Below are 18,582 nucleotides of genomic sequence, written 5' to 3' on the forward strand. Positions count from 1 at the left end.
GCGGTCTTAGCGGGCGAGTTCGCGGATCTGCACGCGCCCGGTCTCGAGGTCGAAGTCGGTGTGCAGCAGCAGCTCCAGCGGCACGGGCTGGGCCCACATCTGGCCGCTGATGCGGATGCTGATCTGGTTGCGGTGACCGATCTGCAGGTCGGACACCAGCGCCTCCACGCGCAGGCTGTCGGCCAGGATGCGCGGCTCGTGGTCGAGGATGGCGCGCTTCACCTGGGCTTCGAGCCAGGGCGGGTCGATGGACGAGGCCGTCGTGCCCGACAGCGCGGGCAGGCCAAAGCCCAGCACCGAGCGCGCGGCGCGCGGGAAGTCGCCCAGCCCCTCGACGCTGGCCGGTGCCGTCGCGTTGAACAGCCACTCCAGGTCGCGCAGCACGGCGTCGCGCAGCCGCTGGCGGCTCATGACGCGCGCGTCGGCCGGCTCCACCCGCTGCTCGGGGTGGTCGTCGCGCAGCCGGTCCAGCAGGGCCGGCTGCAGCCGATCGATGACCTTGTTGGCCGTCATGCTGGGATCAGGCCTCGGCGAAGCTGATCTCGCGCAGGTCCAGCAGCGCCAGGTCACCCGCGTCGGTAGTCAGCAGGCGCTGGCCCTGGCCGGTAAAGAAACCGGGCCGCTGCTCGCGCCATTCGGTGCGGCGCGCCAGCGCCAGCTCGGGCACGCCGAGGTCGGTATCGGCATAGCGCGTAGGCACCAGGGCCACGGTCTCGCCGCCGTTGCTGAACTGCAGCTGCGCCGGCACCCAGACCTTGTCGCGCAGGTCGGCGGGCTCCTCCAGGCGCAGCACGCTCAGGTGCCCGAACGGCACCCAGTAGTAGCGCCCGTTGATGACGGCCTCCAGCAGCGGCCCCAGGCGCATGTCGGCATCGGCCAGCCACTCGAAGGCCTGGCCGTCGGCCGTGCCCGGGCAGGCCGGCGCCTGCTCGAAGGCCTGGCTGCGCAACGTCTGGGCGGCCTCGGCCTCGCCACGCCCCTCGCGCAGCAGCGCCTCGAGCAGCAGCGCCGTCCAGGGCTCGGGCTCGCCGAACAGCATGGGCAGCTTCTGGCCGGCGAAGACCTGGGCACGCAGGCGCTCGCACTGCAGCGCCTCGCGGTAGGTCTGCACCATGGCCAGCGTGGACGCATCCAGCTCGCCGGCGACGTTGAGTTGATTCAGCGCACGGTCCCAGCGCCCCAGCACGCTCAGCAGCTGGAACAGGAAGACGCGCAGCTTGGCGTCGGCCGGATTGGCGCGGACCTGGTCTTGCAGCAGGCGCAGTGCGAGCTCGGGGTCACCGTCACGCAGGGCTTGTTCGGCTTGGCTCATCCCGGTGTCACCTCGTCCTGGAAGGTCGATGCGCCCTTCATCGCGCCGGTGGCGCTCTGGGCCTTGTATTGCACTTCGATCTTGTTGAAGGTCAGCGACAAGCGCTCGGTCAGCAGCGGATGATCGCCCTCCGAACTCACTTCCAGCGAAGTGATGCGGCCGCCCTGGATCGTGATGGAGAAGTAGTCCTCCTGCTTGCCGCCGGCCTTGCGCACGGTCAGCACCGCCTTCTTGATCTCGTCATTGGTCCTCATGACCGACATCAGGCCGGTGGAGGCGGTGTCCACGTTCTTGACGATGCGCAGCTCCAGCTGCGCCGGTTTGGTCTCCTTGCCGGAGAAGCCGGTGCTGACGACGCTGGTCATGCCCCAGCTGAAGTCCAGCACGACCATCTCGGCGGGGTGGGCGGGGTCTTCGCTCTCGCCCTTCACGGCGCCGCCGCGCTTGCTCTCGAGCTTCAGGAACATGTCCTTCTTCGACATCTCAACCTCACCGGTTTGCGACCCCGCGGCGGGATCGGCGATGGCCAGGCGTCGGCGACAGCCGGGCATGGGCATCGAAGCAACGCGGCCACCGCGAGCGGTGGCCGCCATTCAGCTGGACTGGCTCGCCGCCGGCGACCGCCGAGCCCGAAGGACCCGGCAGCCACCCAAGCGCAAGCACGGCAGCCGATGTTCGCCGGCAGCCCCCGCCACGCGCGGGAGTTGCCGCGCAGGACGCTCAGACGACCGTGTTCTTCGCGATGTTGAACTTGGAGAACACCTGGCCACCTTCCTTGCCGCCTTCCGCGTTCTGCTGCTGGTAGGCCACTTCGTAGGAAGCGAAGTTGATCGAGACGTTTTCCGTCAGGCGATCCTCGCCGCCGCTGCCACCGGTGCTGACGCTGCTGACGATCACACCCTTCAGCGTGATAACCAGGTACTCGAGCGGCGTCTTGCCTGCCTTGCGCACGGTCAGCTTGGCTTCCTTGATGTGCTGACCGGTCGCGCAATGCGTCATCAGCACGGTGGACGACTTGTCGATGTACTTGGTCACGCTCAGGTCCTGGACATTGACCTTGCCGGCGCCGCCGCCCGTCGCCATGTGCATAGTGCCGGACTGACTCATGCCCCAGCTCCAGGCCAGCACGTCGATCGACTTGGCATGCTTCGAATCGATGGACTCGCCGTCGATGCCATCGAACTTGATGAACATGTCTACAGCCATGATCCCTTCTCCTTCATTTGTGAATCACCGAACAAAAATACCGCTGCAGGTCGTGCGCCGGTTGGCGGCATGCCCAAGCGGCTACGCCGCTCAGCCGGCTTTCCCTGAGGGAAGCTTGGACACGAGACGCAGCGAAACCGTCAGCCCTTCGAGCTGATAGTGAGGCCTCAGGAAAAACTTGGACGAGTAGTAGCCGGGGTTGCCCTCGATCTCCTCCACCACGACCTCGGCCGCAGCCAGTGGCTTGCTGGCCTTGGTGGACTCGCTGGAGTGCGCCGGATCGCCATCGACGTACTGCATGATCCAGTCCTGCAGCCAACGATTCATCTCATCGCGTTCCTTGAAGGAGCCAACCTTGTCGCGCACGATGCACTTCAGGTAGTGGGCGAAGCGGCAGGTGGCGAACAGGTAGGGCAGGCGCGCCGCCAGGTTGGCGTTGGCCGTCGCATCCGGGTCGTCGTACTCGGCCGGCTGGTGCAGCGATTGGGCACCGATGAAGGCGGCGAAGTCGCTGTTCTTGCGATGCACCAGCGGCATGAAACCGGCCTTGGCCAGCTCGGCCTCGCGGCGGTCCGAGATGGCGATCTCGGTCGGGCACTTCATGTCCACGCCGCCGTCGTCGGTGGGGAAGCTGTGCGTCGGCAGGCCTTCGACGGCACCGCCTGACTCGATGCCACGGATGCGCGAGCACCAGCCGTATTCCTTGAAGGAGCGGTTGATGTTCACGGCCATCGCATAGGCCGCATTGGCCCAGGTGTACTTGCTGTGGTCCGCGGCGCCGGTGTCTTCCTCGAAGTTGAACTCCTCGACCGGGGCGCTGCGCGCGCCATAGGGCTGGCGGGCCAGGAAGCGCGGCATGGCCAGGCCGAGATAGCGCGCGTCTTCGGACTCACGCAGCGAGCGCCAGGCGGCGTACTCGGGCGTCGTGAAGATCTTGGTCAGGTCGCGCGGATTGGCCAGCTCCTGCCAGGACTCCATCTGCATGACCGTCGGGGACACGCCGGTGATGAAGGGCGAGTGGGCAGCGGCGGCCACCTTGGACATCTCGCCCAGCAGCTCCACGTCGGGCGCGCTCTGGTCGAAGTGGTAGTCCCCCACCAGGCAACCGAAGGGCTCGCCGCCGAACTGGCCGTATTCCTCTTCGTAGACCTTCTTGAACAGGGGACTCTGGTCCCAGTTCGTGCCCTTGTAGCGCTTCAGCGTCTTGCCCAGCTCCGCCTTGGAGATGTTCATGACGCGGATCTTGAGCTGCTCGTCGGTCTCGGTGTTGTTCACCAGGTGATGCAGGCCGCGCCAGGCACCTTCGAGCTTCTGGAAGTCGGCGTGGTGCAGGATCTGGTTGATCTGCTCCGACAGCTTGCGGTCGATGGCCGCGATCATGCTCTCGATGGACTTGACCGTGTCGCCGCTGATCAGCTGCGTCTGGGCCAGCGCCTGCTGGGCCAGCGTCTGGACGGCCAATTCCACGGCGCTGCGCGCCTCTTCGGTCTTGGGTTTGAATTCCTTGTTCAGCAGCGAAGCCAGGTCGCTGCCCTCGAAATTGACCGACGCCAGTGGCGATGTCGTCTGTTGCTCAGCCATTCAGGATCTCCTTGGCATTGGGGCGTCTTGCGCGCCGGTCGTTATTCGGTCGGCTTGGCGGAGTTCGCGAGCGAGCCCAGCAGCGCGGGGTCGGCCAGCACCTTGGACACCAGCTCCTCGGCGCCGGTCTTGCCGTCCATGTAGGTGACCAGGTTCTGCAGCTGGTTGCGTGCCTCGAGCAGCTTGTTGAGCGAGTCGACCTTGCGGGCGATCGCGCCCGGGGTGAAGTCCTCCATGCTGTCGAACGTGATGTCGACGCTGAGGTTGCCCTCGCCGGTCAGCGTGTTGGGCACCTGAAAGGCCACGCGCGGCTTCATTGCCTTCATGCGCGAGTCGAAGTTGTCGACGTCGACCTCCAGGAACTTGCGGTCCGCCACGGGCGCGAGCGGGTCCACGGGCTTGCCCGACAGGTCGGACAGCACGCCCATGACGAAGGGGAGCTGGACCTTTTTCTGAGCGCCGTAGAGCTCGACGTCGTACTCGATCTGGACGCGCGGGGCGCGATTGCGGGCAATGAATTTTTGGCTGCTGGTGGCCATCTTGATCTCCGTGGAGCCTAGGAGTGGAAAGGGTACAACTTGGCGGTGTCAATCACTCGAATCAGTTTCAGCCGTCAATCTCGACCGTCGACGGATCGACGCCCATGATGCGCGCGACCTCGCTCAGCGCATCCGGGGCCAGCTCCTTCATCAACTGGAGGAAGTTGTGGCCGAGCAGGCGCCCTGCGCGACGCAGCAGCAATTGCGCCGGGTTGGTCGGTTCGGCACGCTCGAGGTAGTCGCAAACCATTTCGATGGCGCGCAGCGCCTCGGCGCGTGAATTGATCCGTCCGCTCAGCGCCTGACCGCCGCTGCCAGAACCTACAGACGCCATATCACCCACCTGTGCGACATCCACCGCTTCAGCGCTGGCGCCGCCGGCCTGGGGCAGCAGGCCGGCGATGGCGGCGAGCGTCTGGCGCAGGGGCTTCAGATCCGGCGCCTGCGAGTGGTCCATGCGCTCGCCGAGCAGCGTCGTCAGCGCCGCGAGCTCGCTCTGGGCGTCGGCGATGTCGGTGGCCAGGCCCGCACCTTGTGCGATGGCGTCGGCGAAGAGTTGCTCGACCTGGGCGCGGCTCCAGGAGTTCTCGTCGTCGCGCGCGGTAATATTCCCCAACGCGATGTCGACCGCTCGCACCTTGATCTCGCCCACGCCACGCAGGCTGACGAGGTTGGCATCGCGCAGGTCGGCCAGCACCGCATCGGGGTCCACGAGCAGCGCCAGCACGTTGGCGCGGGCGTAGAGGTCGCCATCGTCCGGATCGGGCCGTGGATGCAGGCTGTCCCAGAAGTTGGCCATCAACCCGTTCAGCAGGCGAAGGCTGGGTGCCAGGCTGCCGACGCCGTCCAGCCTCAGCAGAGCACGCATCCACAACACCGCGACGCGCAGGTCGCGGCTCGCCTCGAACAGCTGCTCGCAACGGCGGCGCACGTCGCGCCAGTCCGCCGGCACGGCGGCTTCGAACTGCGACTCGGGCTTGCCCTGGGCCGCCTGCGTCAACTCCAGAAAGGCGTTGTCGTACTCCAGGTCCGGCCCGCAGGGCGCAGAGTCATCCGCCAAGGGCCGCAACCAGCTCTCGACCTGCGCGACAAGCTCCGACGAAGCGCTCAAGCTCTCACCCCTACAAGTTGACGACCAGCCGCAATCAGATCACGACCGGCAATACGATAGCTTCAAAGCATGTCCCTCCGACTGGGGTCAACGCTAGGAAACCGTCAGGTTTGAGGGCTGCCGCCGTGGCCGCCGTCATGCACTTCGGATAGCCTCTCGGCCATTACAGCGGAGGGGCGTGAATCAATGAAGACGGCTCGCAGGATCGGGAGGGCGCTGTTCGCCATCGGGCTGTCGATGTCGCTCATCTTGGCGAGGGCACAGACGACGCCGCCCCCGGGCACCGTGCCCACCCCCGGCGAGTTGGCCCCCAAACCCCAGGCGCCACGCAGCGTCGACATGCCACGCCCCCCCCCGCCGCGCGAACTCGGCAAGCCCGCCGACGACCTGCGCATCGACATCGAGTCCTTCAGCGTTGCGGATGACGCCCCCCCTGAGTTGAGGGCCTCGCTGGCCCGGCTGACGGCCCCGTTCGTCGGCAAGGCACGCAGCTTTGAAGACCTGGCCAACGCGGCGGCGGAAGTGACGCGCTTCCTGCAGAGCGAACTGGGCTACTACCTCGGCTATGCCTACATCCCGGAGCAGAAGACCGTCGGCGGCGTCGTGCGCATTGCGGTGCTGGAAGGCCGGCTGGACGAAGTGCGCCTGAACTGGAGCGAGGGCCTGCCGGTACGGCGAGAAGTCGTCCAGGCCTATCTGGACGAACTGGTGCCCGGCAGCATCCTCAAGGTGCGCGACGTGGAGCGCGCCGTCTTCCTCGTCAACGACCTGCGCGGCATCACCGCACAGGTCGAGGTGCAGGCCGGCAGCAAGCCCGGCACTGCCACCCTGGTCGTCACGCCACGGGCCGACGCCACCTGGACGGCCCGCGCCGACCTGGACACCAACGGCTCGCGCTTCCTTGGCCGCTTCCGGCTGACGGGTCTGGCCACGATGAACAGCCCCTTCGGCCGCGGCGACGGCCTGACCGGCAACGTGCTGACGTCCACCACGCGGGGCCTGTACTTCGGCCTGGTGAACTACACGACGCCCGTCGGCAGCAGGGGCTTCAAGCTCGGCGCGTCGCTCTCGGCCGTGCGCTACCAACTGGACAAGGAGGCCTTCCCGCTCAATCTCTCCGGCGATGCCGTGACCCTCACCGGCTTCGGCCTCTACCCCGTCATCCGCTCACGCAACCTGAACCTCTTCTCGCTGCTGTCCGTCGAGCACAAGCAGTTCAGCGACAAGAGCGCCGCGACCCTGCCCATCAACAAAAGTTCGGACACGCTGGCCCTGGGCGGCAACGGCGACTTCCGCGACAGCCTGCTGAGCGGGGGCGTCAACACCTACGAATTCTCGGCCGTCACGGGCCGCCTCAAATTCGCGGTGCAGCAGCCGGGCCAGGACCCCGCCAACTTCAGCAAGCTGACCGCCGGCTTCACGCGGCTGCAGAACATCATCACCAACCGCCTGCTCGCCTACCTCGCGGTGCGCGGCCAGGTCGGCCTGAAAAACCTGGACACCACCGAGCAGTTCCGCCTCGGCGGCCCGGACGGTGTGCGCGCGTTCGCCCCCGGCGAGGGCACCGGCGACAGCGGCTTCATCGGCAGCCTGGAACTGCGCTTCCTGCCCCCCGAATCCATCTTCGGGCGCATCGGCCGCGAGTCCGTCGTCAGCCTGTTCTACGACGTCGGCCGCATCAAGTACCGCAAGGATCCGTCCGCCCAGATCCAGCAGGACGAGACCTTCGTGAATAGCGCAATGCTGGGCGGTGCCGGCATTGCAGCGACCTGGGTGCGCCCGGGGGAGTTCGCGCTGCGGCTCAGCGTGGCCAGCCGCACCCAGGGTACGCCCAAGAGCGACACCAAGGGGGGCAGCACCCGCGCCTACGCCCAGCTCACCTATTTCATCAGGTAGCAGCACAGGCTCGTCGGCGGCGCGGCCGCCCAGCACAGAAATCCGGGAGATCACTATGCCTTTTGACCGCAACTCGCATCAGGGCAGCCGCCAGCGGCGTCACCGCATCCACCCGCTCAGCTGGGCCGTCGCCGCGGCACTCGCCCCCATCGCCGCCGGCGCGCTGCCGCAGGACGGTCTGGTCAAGCAGGGCGCGGCCACCATCCAGACGCCGCAGACCGGGCTGATGCTGATCAACCAGTCCACGCAGACGGCCGCCGTCGACTGGCGCAGCTTCTCGGTCGACAAGGGCGAGACCGTCAACATCGTCCAGCCCAACTCGCAGGCGCTGCTGATCAACCGCGTCATCGGCTATGACCCCACCCGCATCCTGGGCCAGATCAATGCCAACGGCCGCGTCGTGCTCAGCAACCCGCGCGGCGTCTACTTCTCGGCCGACTCGCAGGTCGATGTCGGCAGTCTCGTCGCCACGACGCTGGGCATCAGCGATGCCGACCTGCAGAGCGGCGTGCTGCGCCTGGGCGCGGCTTCCGGTGGCGCCGGCGAACTGCGCGCCGAGGGCCGCATCCGCGCCGCCGACACCGTGGCCCTCGTCGCGCCGCGGCTCACCGTCGGCGGCAACATCGACGCCCGCCGCGTGGCGCTGGCCGCGGCCAGCCAGGTCAGCGTCGACGTCGAGGGCGACGGCCTCGTGCTGTTCAAGGTCCGCAACGACGACCAGCTGCAGACGCGGCTGGACGCGCTCGGCACCATCAACGCCTCGCAAAGCGCCGAACTGCGCGCCGTGGCCCGCGCCGGATTTGCCGACACCGTGCTCAACATGGAAGGCATGGTGCGCGCCCGCTCGCTGGAAGGCGTGTCCGGCCGCGTCGTCATCGACGGCGGCAGCCAGGGCGTGACCTGGGTGAACGGCAAGATCGACGCCAGCGGCGGCACGGGGCACGCCGGCGGCGATGTGCTGGTGCAGGGCCAGCGTGTCATGCTCGACGGCCATGCGCAGCTCGACGCCTCGGGCGACACGGGCGGCGGGCGCATCCGCGTGGGCGGGGACTTCCATGGCGCCAATGCCGAAGTGCGCAATGCGGAAATGCTCGTGGCGCGACCGGGCGCGACGCTGACGGCAGACGCGGGCGTGTCCGGCAATGGCGGGCAGGTCGTGCTGTGGTCAGACAAGTCCACCCGCTTCTATGGCTCGCTCAGTGCAAAGGGCGGCTCACTCGGCGGCGACGGTGGTTCAGCCGAGGTTTCGGGCAGGGAGTCCCTCGAATTCCGGGGTGACGCGGACCTGCGGGCGACCAAGGGGGCGACCGGAAGCTTGCTGCTGGATCCGGACGACATCACGATCGCAACCGGCGGCTCTGCGGCTGGCAACCTCAGCTTCGGAACCTCAGGAGCCGTCACCGTCGAAGCTGGCACCGTGCCCGGCGGCCTGGGCAAGCTGCTGCAGTCGACCAGCGTTGTCCTGCAGGCAAAAAACACCATCACGGTTTCAAACACGGTCGACGGTTCCGGTGGCGCCGGCACAGGGGCGCTGACATTGCAGGCCGGTGGTGACATCACCATCAACGCGGCCGTCACTGCCAATGGCATCACGCTCTCAGCCAACGACCTCGGGGGCACACAAGCCAACGGCCGCGTGGTGACGACCGCGGACCTCACCAGCACTGGTGGCGCCGCGATCTCCATCACCAGCAACGGCAGCACGAACGCCCACTCCTTGGGCGGCAACATCACGACGAACGGCACGCTCACCTTCAACGGCAACGGCACGCTCACTGGTGCGGCCAGCGCAGGCACGATCACCATCGGGTCCGGCACGCTCACCGCCGGCAATGGCGGCACCACGGGCAGCATCAACAACGGCGCCACGGTGAACGGTTCTGGCACGCTGGCCTTCAACCGCAGCAACAACCAGACCGTCAGTGCCAATTTCACCGGCAGCCTGGCGGTTGCCCAGGCCGGCTCTGCCATCCTCACGCTCAGCGGTTCAAATACCTACAGCGGTGGCACGTCCGTCACGTCGGGCACTTTGAAGCTGGGGGCCAGCAACGTGCTGGGCAGCGGCGCCGTCACGATCAACGGCGGCACGCTGGACATTGCCAATCGCAATCCCACCGTGGCGGGGGTGTCGCTGCAAAGCGGCAGCATCACCGGCGGCACTGGCGCGCTCACCAGCACGTCGACCTTCGACATGCAGGCCGGCACGGTCAGTGCCCAACTGGCCGGCAGCGTGGGCTTGACCAAGACGACCAATGGCTCGGTCACGCTGTCCAACACCAACAACAACTACACCGGCACCACCACCATCAGTCAAGGCACGCTGACGCTCGGCGCGAGCGGCACGCTGCCCAACGCCGCGGTTGTCGTCAACGGCGGCACGCTGGACATCAACACGAGCACCAACACGGTTTCCGGCGTGTCGCTGCAAACTGGCTCCATCACCGGCACGACGGGCGTGCTCACCAGCACGACCGACTTTGACGTGCGGGCCGGCAGCGCCAGCGCAATCCTCGACGGCAACGTCGGCCTGACGAAGACCACCTCGGGTACCGCTACGCTATCAGGGGCCAACACCTACTCCGGCACGACCCTCATCAGCGCAGGCACGCTGCAGATCGGCGCCGCTGGCAGCACCGGCACGCTGGGCAGCGGCAGCGTCACCGACAACGCGGCGCTGGTCTTCAACCGCAGCAATGCGCTGACAGTCACCAACGACATCTCCGGCAGCGGCACGCTGGCGCAGGCCGGTACCGGCACCACCACGATCAGCGGCAACAACAGCTACGCCGGCAACACCACCATCAGTGCCGGCACGCTGGCGCTCGGCTCGGCCACCGCCCTGCCCAGTGGCAGCGGCAAGGGCGACCTGGTCGTCAATGGCAGGCTGGACCTGGCCGGCCTCAGCCAGGCCATCAACGGCCTGTCCGGCAGCGGCGTCATCGACAACTCCAACGCCAGCGCCGTCACGCTGACCGTCGGCGCCAACAACGGCACGGGCAACTTCGCAGGTGCCATCCAGAACAGCAGCGGCGCGCTTGCGCTCACCAAGTCCGGCACCGGCACCATCGTGCTGTCCGGCACCAACACCTACGCCGGCCTCACCACCATCAGCGCCGGCACGCTGCAGGTCGGCGCCGCTGGCAGCACCGGCACGCTGGGCAGCGGCAGCGTCACCGACAACGCGGCGCTGGTCTTCAATCGCAGCAATGCGCTGACGATCACCAACGACATCTCCGGCTCCGGTTCGCTGGAGCAGGCCGGTACCGGCACCACCACGATCAGCGGCAACAACAGCTACGCCGGCAACACCACCATCAGTGCCGGCACGCTGGCGCTCGGCTCGGCCACCGCCCTGCCCAGTGGCAGCGGCAAGGGCGACCTGGTCGTCAATGGCAGGCTGGACCTGGCCGGCCTCAGCCAGGCCATCAACGGCCTGTCCGGCAGCGGCGTCATCGACAACTCCAACGCCAGCGCCGTCACGCTGACCGTCGGCGCCAACAACGGCACGGGCAACTTCGCAGGTGCCATCCAGAACAGCAGCGGCGCGCTTGCGCTCACCAAGTCCGGCACCGGCACCATCGTGCTGTCCGGCACCAACACCTACGCCGGCCTCACCACCATCAGCGCCGGCACGCTGCAGATCGGCGCCGCTGGCAGCACCGGCACGCTGGGCAGCGGCAGCGTCAGCGACAACGCGGCCCTGGTCTTCAACCGCAGCGACGCACTGACGGTCGCCAACGCCATTTCCGGCTCCGGTTCGCTGGAACAGGCCGGTTCCGGCACCGCCACGATCAGCGGCAACAACAGCTACGCCGGCAACACCACCATCAGTGCCGGCACGCTGGCGCTCGGCTCGGCCACCGCCCTGCCCAGTGGCAGCGGCAAGGGCGACCTGGTCGTCAATGGCAGGCTGGACCTGGCCGGCCTCAGCCAGGCCATCAACGGCCTGTCCGGCAGCGGCGTCATCGACAACTCCAACGCCAGCGCCGTCACGCTGACCGTCGGCGCCAACAACGGCACGGGCAACTTCGCAGGTGCCATCCAGAACAGCAGCGGCGCGCTTGCGCTCACCAAGTCCGGCACCGGCACCATCGTGCTGTCCGGCACCAACACCTACGCCGGCCTCACCACCATCAGCGCCGGCACGCTGCAGATCGGCGCCGCTGGCAGCACCGGCACGCTGGGCAGCGGCAACGTCAGCGACAACGCGGCGCTCGTCTTCAACCGCAGCAACGCACTGACGGTCGCCAACGCCATTTCCGGCTCCGGTTCGCTGGAGCAGGCCGGTTCCGGCACCACCACGCTCACCGGCGCCAACAGCTACGGCGCCACCACCATCAGCGCCGGCACGCTGCAGATCGGCGCCGCTGGCAGCACCGGCACGCTGGGCAGCGGCAGCGTCAGCGACAACGCGGCCCTGGTCTTCAACCGCAGCGACGCACTGACGGTCGCCAACGCCATTTCCGGCGCCGGTTCGCTGGCGCAGGCCGGTACCGGCACCGCCACGATCAGCGGCAACAACAGCTACGCCGGCAACACCACCATCAGTGCCGGCACGCTGGCGCTCGGCTCGGCCACCGCCCTGCCCAGTGGCAGCGGCAAGGGCGACCTGGTCGTCAATGGCAGGCTGGACCTGGCCGGCCTCAGCCAGGCCATCAACGGCCTGTCCGGCAGCGGCGTCATCGACAACTCCAACACCAGCGCCGTCACGCTGACCGTCGGCGCCAACAACGGCACGGGCAACTTCGCAGGTGCCATCCAGAACAGCAGCGGCGCGCTTGCGCTCACCAAGTCCGGCACCGGCACCATCGTGCTGTCCGGCACCAACACCTACGCCGGCCTCACCACCATCAGCGCCGGCACGCTGCAGGTCGGCGCCGCTGGCAGCACCGGCACGCTGGGCAGCGGCAACGTCAGCGACAACGCGGCCCTGGTCTTCAACCGCAGCAACGCACTGACGGTCGCCAACGCCATTTCCGGCTCCGGTTCGCTGGAACAGGCCGGGTCCGGCACCACCACGCTCACCGGCGCCAACAGCTACGGCGCCACCACCATCAGCGCCGGCACGCTGCAGATCGGCGCGGGCGGCATGACAGGCAGCCTGGGTGGTGGCAATGTCAGCAACAACGCGACGCTGGTCTTGGACCGCAGCGACGCGCTGACGGTGAACAACAGCATCTCCGGCTCGGGCACGCTGGAGCAGGCCGGCTCCGGCACCACGACCCTCGGTGGCACCAACAGCTATGGCGGCGGCACCACCCTCGCGGCCGGCACGCTGGCCCTGGGCAGCGCTGCCGCCCTCGGCTCCGCCGGCAGCATTGCCTTCAACGGCGGCACGCTGCAGTTCTCCGCCGGCAACACCACCGACTACTCCGCCCGCTTCAGCAACGCCGCCAGCCAGGCCTACAACCTCGACACCAACGGCCAGGCCGTCACGCTCGCCTCGGCGCTCACCAGCAGCGGCGGCTCGCTGACCAAGTCCGGTGCCGGCACGCTGACGCTGACCGGTGCCAACAGCTACGGCGGCAGCACCACCATCAGCGCCGGTAGCCTGCAAATCGGCGCGGGCGGCATGACAGGCAGCCTGGGTGGTGGCAATGTCAGCAACAACGCGACGCTGGTCTTGGACCGCAGCGACGCGCTGACGGTGAACAACAACATCTCCGGCTCGGGCACGCTGGAGCAGGCCGGCTCCGGCACTGCGACCCTCGGTGGCACCAACAGCTATGGCGGCGGCACCACCCTCGCGGCCGGCACGCTGGCCCTGGGCAGCGCTGCCGCCCTCGGCTCCGCCGGCAGCATTGCCTTCAACGGCGGCACGCTGCAGTTCTCCGCCGGCAACACCACCGACTACTCCGCCCGCTTCAGCAACGCCGCCAGCCAGGCCTACAACCTCGACACCAACGGCCAGGCCGTCACGCTCGCCTCGGCGCTCACCAGCAGCGGCGGCTCGCTGACCAAGTCCGGTGCCGGCACGCTGACGCTGACCGGCGCCAACAGCTACGGCGGCAGCACCAGCATCGCGTCGGGCGGCAGCCTCGATGTCGGCAATGGCGGCACCACGGGCTCGCTGGGCTCCGGCGCCGTCAACAACAACGGCACGCTGATCCTCGACCGCAGCGATGCCTCGGCCGTCGCCAACAACATCGGCGGCAGCGGCAACCTCGTCAAGCAGAGCGCCGGCACGCTAACGCTGTCCGGCAGCAACAGCTTCAGCGGCGGCACCTCGATCAACGCCGGCCAGCTGACGCTGGGTGCCAACGGCGCGCTGGGCAGCGGCGCCCTCGCGGTGAACGGCGGCATTCTGGACATCGCCACGTTCACCAACACCGTCAGCAGCCTCACGGTGCAGTCCGCCATCGTCAACGGCACGACCGGTGTGCTGACCGCGCCAATACAGGCGTTGAACAACGGCGCCATCGTCAACGCCAGCCTCGGCACCGGCACGCTGAGCAGCACCGGCACGGTCGCCCTCAACGGCGCGTCCGCCGCCACCGGCGTCGCCGTCGCCGGCGGCACGCTGACGCTGGGCTCGGCCGAGCGCCTGGCCAATACCGCCGCCGTCACCATTGCCAACGGTGCCACGCTCAAGCTCAACGGCAACGACACCGTCAGCTCGCTCACCACCGCCGGCACGCTGGACAAGACCGGTGCGACCGACACGCTGACCGCCCTGACCGGCAACTACACCCTCAACACCGGTGCCATCATCAATGCCAACCTCGGCACCGGCACCTTGACCAGCCAGGGCAACGCGACACTCTTGGGCCTTTCCAGCGCCACGGCGGTCAAAGTGGACAGCGGCACGCTGAGCCTGGGCGCAGCCGACCGCTTCGCCAATGCGCCGGCCATCACGGTGGCCGGCGGCGCGACGCTGAAGCTCAACGGCGGCGAGAACATCGCGACCGGCGGCCTGAGCCTGAGCGGCACGCTGGACGTGACCACCCCCGGCGACACGCTTGTGGCCAACACCTATACGCTGCACGACAGCGCCGTCGTGAACGCGAACCTGGGCATCGGCACCGTCAACAGCGATGGCGCCACCGTCACCGTGAATGCGCCGATGGCCGCGCTCAGCGTCAATGCGTTGTCCGGCCGCCTGAGTCTTGTCGGCATGAATCTGCTGGCCAGCGGCGCGACGGTCAACGTCAGCGGCGGCGCCTCCCTCAGGCTGGGCGGCGACGCCACCATCAGCCAGCTCAACCTGTCCGGCCAGCTCAACCTGCCCGCCCAGCTCGAAGCCGCCAGCCCGTCCACACTGACCGCGACGGCGGGCTATGCGCTCAATTACGCCACCACCCTCGCCGGCGCCAACCTGGGCGGCCAGAGCGCGCTGACGGCCGCCGGCAGCAGCACGATCAACGGCAGCCTCGGCGCGCCGACGCTGACGGTCGCCAGCCATGGCACGCTGGTGCTCGCCGCGCCCGACAACCGCCTGATCGGCGCGCCTGCCATCACGGTCAATGACCACGGCACGCTGACGCTGCAGAGCAACAACACGGTGACCTCCATCAGCCTGGGCACCGGCGCCATCGTCAATGGCAGCGGCTCGCTCAACGCCAACAGCTATGTGCTGGACAACGCGACCTACAACGGCAATCTGACCGGCGGCACGCTGATCAGCCGCGACAACAGCGTGCTCAATGGCCAGTCCTCGGCCACCAGCGTGACGGTGGAGACCGGCACGCTGACGCTGGGCTCGGCCGGCCGCTTCACGCTGCTGCCCAATGTCGTCATCGACAGCGGCGCAGTGCTCAAGCTCAATGGCAGCGAACGCGTCGGCACGCTGACCAGCGCCGGCACGCTCGCCGGCACCGGCACCGGCGACACGCTGACCGCCGCCCGCTATACGCTGAACGACGGCGCCGTCGTCAACGCCAACCTCGGCGCCGGCACGCTGACCAGCAACGGCAGCGTCGCCCTCAACGGCACGGCTGCCGCCGACCTCGACATCGCGACCGGCACGTTGACGCTGGGCGCCGCCGACCGCCTGACCAACACCGTCGCCGTCACGCTGGCCAGCGGCGCGACGCTCAAGCTCAACGGCAACGACAGCGTCGGCAGGCTCAACAGTTCCGGCACGCTGGCCAAGAGCGGCGCCAACGACACGCTGACCGCCACGACCTACACGCTCGGCGATGGCACCGTCGTCAACGCCAACCTCGGCAGCGGCGTGCTGAGCAGCAACGGCAATGTCGCGCTCAATGGCACGTCCGCGGCCAGCGCCATCACCATCGCCACCGGCGTGCTGACGCTGGGGGCAGCCGATCGCTTGACCGGTGGCGCCGCCGTCACGCTGGCCAGTGGCGCCACGCTGAAACTCAACGGCAACGACGCCGTCGCCAGCTTCACGTCCGCCGGCTTGCTGGACAAGACCGGCGCCACCGACACGCTGACCGCCACCAGCTACGCACTCAACGATGGCGCCGTCGTCGTCGCCAACCTCGGCGCAGGCGCGTTGACCAGCACCGGTGCGGTGGCCCTCAACGGCACCGCGAGCGCCGACATCGCCGTCGCCAGCGGCACGCTGACCCTGGGTACCGCCGACCGACTGGCCAGCAGCGCCGCTGTGAGCGTCGCCAACGGCGCCACGCTCAAGCTGGGCGGCAACGACACGGTCGGCACGCTGACCGCCGCAGGCACGCTCGCCGGCACCAGCGCGGGCGACACCCTCAGCGCAGCCAGCTACGCGCTGAACAACGGCGCGGCCGTCAACGCCAACCTCGGCGCCGGCACGCTGACGAGCAACGGCGCCGTCGCCCTCAACGGCACGGCGGCGGCCACCACGGTCAACGTCGCCACCGGCACGCTGAGCCTCGGCGCCGCGGACCGCCTGGCCGACACCGCCGCGGTCACCGTCGCCAGCGGCGCCACGCTGAAACTCAACGGCAACGGCACGGTCGGCACGCTGGCCATCGCCGGCACGCTGGACAGGACCGGCGCGGCCGACACGCTGAGCGCCACGACGACGACGGCCGGCAACGGCGCCCGCCTGCTCGCCAGCCTGGGCGGCGGCGCCCTGGCCACCAGCGGCGCCGTCTACATCTCCGGCAACGTCGGCGCGCAGACGCTCAACGTCAACGGCGGCACGCTGCAACTGGACGGCGGCAACCAGCTCGGCGCCGCCCCGGCGACGACGCTGGCCGCGGGCGCCACGCTGGCGCTCAACGGCAGCCAGACGCTGGGCAGCCTGGCCGGCGCCGGCGCGATCACGGCCGGCGCCGGCACGCTGGCCGTCGGCAGCCGTGGCGACAGCCAGTACGACGGCGTCTACAGCGGCGCCGGCTCGCTGCGCAAGGAAGGCGCCGGCACGCTGGTCCTGACCGGCAACAACGGCTACACCGGCAGCACGCAGATCGCCGCCGGCACGCTGCAGGTCGGCGCGGACGGAAGCAGCGGCTCGCTGGGCAGCGGCGCTGTCGACAACGCCGGCCTGCTGCGCCTGCAGCGCAGCGACGCCGTCACGCTGAACCAGGCCGTCTCCGGCAGCGGCAGCGTCGAACAGGCCGGCACCGGCACGCTGACGCTGGCCACCGCGCTGCAGACCTCCGGCGTCACCAAGGTCAGCAAGGGCAGCCTCGTCACCCCCGGCGACGAACGCATCGCCAACGCCAGCAATGTCGTGGTGGACGCCGGCGCGCAGCTGCAGCTGGGCGGCAACGAGACGCTGGGCTCGCTCACCAGCGCCGGCAACGTCGAGCTCAAGGGCAACCTCACGAGCGCCGGCGACGTGAAGATCAGCGGCACACTGGGCCTGACCGGCAGCGGCCCGCAGAGCCTGAGCGTCAGCCACCTGGACGCGCAGAACACCGGCAACGCGCTGGGCGGCCAGCCACTGTCGCTGAGCGCGCAGTCCGTGCAGCTCAAGACCGCCGACAGCGCCGCGCTCAAGCTCGGCACCGTCAGCCTCGCGGCGGACTCGGCGATCGCGGCCGGCACCATCGAGCTGACCGGCAACGTCACGCTGACCGGCGGCACCACCAGCCTCGTGGCCACCGCCGCACCCGCCGCCTATGGGGCCGAAGCCGGCAAGCAGGCCGCCAACGCCCAGCAACTGGCCGTCGCCGGGGCCACCATCAGCCAGACCGGCGGCCTCATCCACGCCGCATCCGGCGCACTGGCGCTGCAGGCCAAGGGCGGCGGCTCCATCACGCTGCTGGACGGCTCCGCCAACGACCTCAGCGGCGGCATATCCGCGGTCAGCGGCACCGCCGGCGCGGCCTGGACCGCCAACTCCAGCGCCGACCAGACCGTGGCTCGGCAAAGCCGCATCAGCCTCAGCGGCGACGCGCTGCGCGTCAACGGCGCGGGCATCGACGGCGACCTCGTCGTCATCGACGCTGCCAAGCTCAGCGCCGCGACCGGCAGCAGCATCCGCGCCCGCATCCCCTACAGCTCGGCGCTGGGCTTCGCCGTGCAGCTGCCCGGCCTGACGCTCAAACTGCGCGATGCCGCGTTCACGCAGACCTACAGCTTCGGCGCGCCCGGTGACGGCAACGCGCTGGGCATCGATGTCGGCAGCAGCGCCTCGACGACCCCGGCCGGCTTCATCACCATCCTGCCCAAGAAGCCGGCGAACCTGGGCGCCACCGCCATCTACGCCAACGGGCCGGCGGTCGGCACCAACGGCTACCAGTTCTTCTACGACGGCGCCCGCCGCAGCACCGAAGTGCCGGTGGTGTACAACGGCGTCGCACCGTCGACGCCCGAAGCCCAGGGCTCCATCTCCGCCACCGTCGCGGTGTCTGAGGGCGCCCGCAAGGATCGCTTCGACGAAGCGGTGCGCACCGAGAACGTCGCCATCCGGCTGCGCTCCGGCGTCATCGCGGAAGTCGGCGCCGGCCGCCCGGCCACCATCGGCAAGGAAGGCATACGCCCGCCCGAGGGCTGCACGCCGACCGCGACGCTCGGCTGCGAGCCATGAGTCCCAACCCAGG

At 69.0% G+C, this 18,582-nt stretch carries 10 protein-coding genes; 2 read left to right on the plus strand and 8 right to left on the minus strand.

Annotation, left to right across the window (positions count from 1 at the left end; all coding sequences use genetic code 11):
• Positions 1-6 precede the first annotated feature (6 nt).
• The 8 genes from tssE to EV671_RS26740 form a co-directional block, all read right to left on the minus strand.
• Complete coding sequence (gene tssE / locus EV671_RS13050; protein ID WP_132571990.1) at positions 7-513, minus strand: type VI secretion system baseplate subunit TssE; 507 nt, start codon at positions 511-513, stop codon at positions 7-9.
• A 7-nt stretch (positions 514-520) separates the two neighbouring features.
• Positions 521-1,312 carry a type VI secretion system accessory protein TagJ gene (locus EV671_RS13055; RefSeq protein WP_132571993.1) on the minus strand — a complete coding sequence of 264 codons (792 nt, stop codon included), beginning with the start codon at positions 1,310-1,312 and terminating at the stop codon, positions 521-523.
• Positions 1,309-1,794, minus strand: coding sequence for an Hcp family type VI secretion system effector (locus EV671_RS13060; RefSeq protein WP_165917551.1), 486 nt, complete (start codon positions 1,792-1,794; stop codon positions 1,309-1,311). Before EV671_RS13060 ends, EV671_RS13055 begins: the two co-directional genes overlap by 4 nt.
• A gap of 238 nt (positions 1,795-2,032) precedes the next feature.
• Entirely contained in the window at positions 2,033-2,518 is a 486-nt protein-coding gene (locus EV671_RS13065) for an Hcp family type VI secretion system effector (RefSeq protein ID WP_132571999.1), read from the minus strand.
• Positions 2,519-2,608: 90 nt separating this feature from the next.
• Positions 2,609-4,099, minus strand: coding sequence for a type VI secretion system contractile sheath large subunit (gene tssC, locus EV671_RS13070; protein WP_132572002.1), 1,491 nt, complete (start codon positions 4,097-4,099; stop codon positions 2,609-2,611).
• A gap of 41 nt (positions 4,100-4,140) precedes the next feature.
• Complete coding sequence (tssB, locus tag EV671_RS13075) at positions 4,141-4,644, minus strand: type VI secretion system contractile sheath small subunit (protein WP_462938178.1); 504 nt, start codon at positions 4,642-4,644, stop codon at positions 4,141-4,143.
• 61 nt (positions 4,645-4,705) lie between these two features.
• Entirely contained in the window at positions 4,706-5,749 is a 1,044-nt protein-coding gene (gene tssA, locus EV671_RS13080; protein WP_132572008.1) for a type VI secretion system protein TssA, read from the minus strand.
• 104 nt (positions 5,750-5,853) lie between these two features.
• On the minus strand, positions 5,854-5,997 hold the full coding sequence (locus EV671_RS26740) for a hypothetical protein (RefSeq protein ID WP_165917552.1): 144 nt from the start codon (positions 5,995-5,997) through the stop codon (positions 5,854-5,856).
• 91 nt (positions 5,998-6,088) lie between these two features.
• On the opposite strand from EV671_RS26740, the gene EV671_RS13085 reads away from it, so the two are divergent.
• Positions 6,089-7,645, plus strand: a complete 1,557-nt coding sequence (locus EV671_RS13085) for a ShlB/FhaC/HecB family hemolysin secretion/activation protein (protein ID WP_165917553.1) — start codon at positions 6,089-6,091, stop codon at positions 7,643-7,645.
• A gap of 55 nt (positions 7,646-7,700) precedes the next feature.
• Positions 7,701-18,569, plus strand: coding sequence for an autotransporter-associated beta strand repeat-containing protein (locus EV671_RS13090; RefSeq protein WP_132572014.1), 10,869 nt, complete (start codon positions 7,701-7,703; stop codon positions 18,567-18,569).
• Positions 18,570-18,582: the final 13 nt, after the last annotated feature.

The organism is Roseateles saccharophilus (genome assembly GCF_004342485.1).
Lineage (GTDB): Bacteria > Pseudomonadota > Gammaproteobacteria > Burkholderiales > Burkholderiaceae_C > Pelomonas > Pelomonas saccharophila.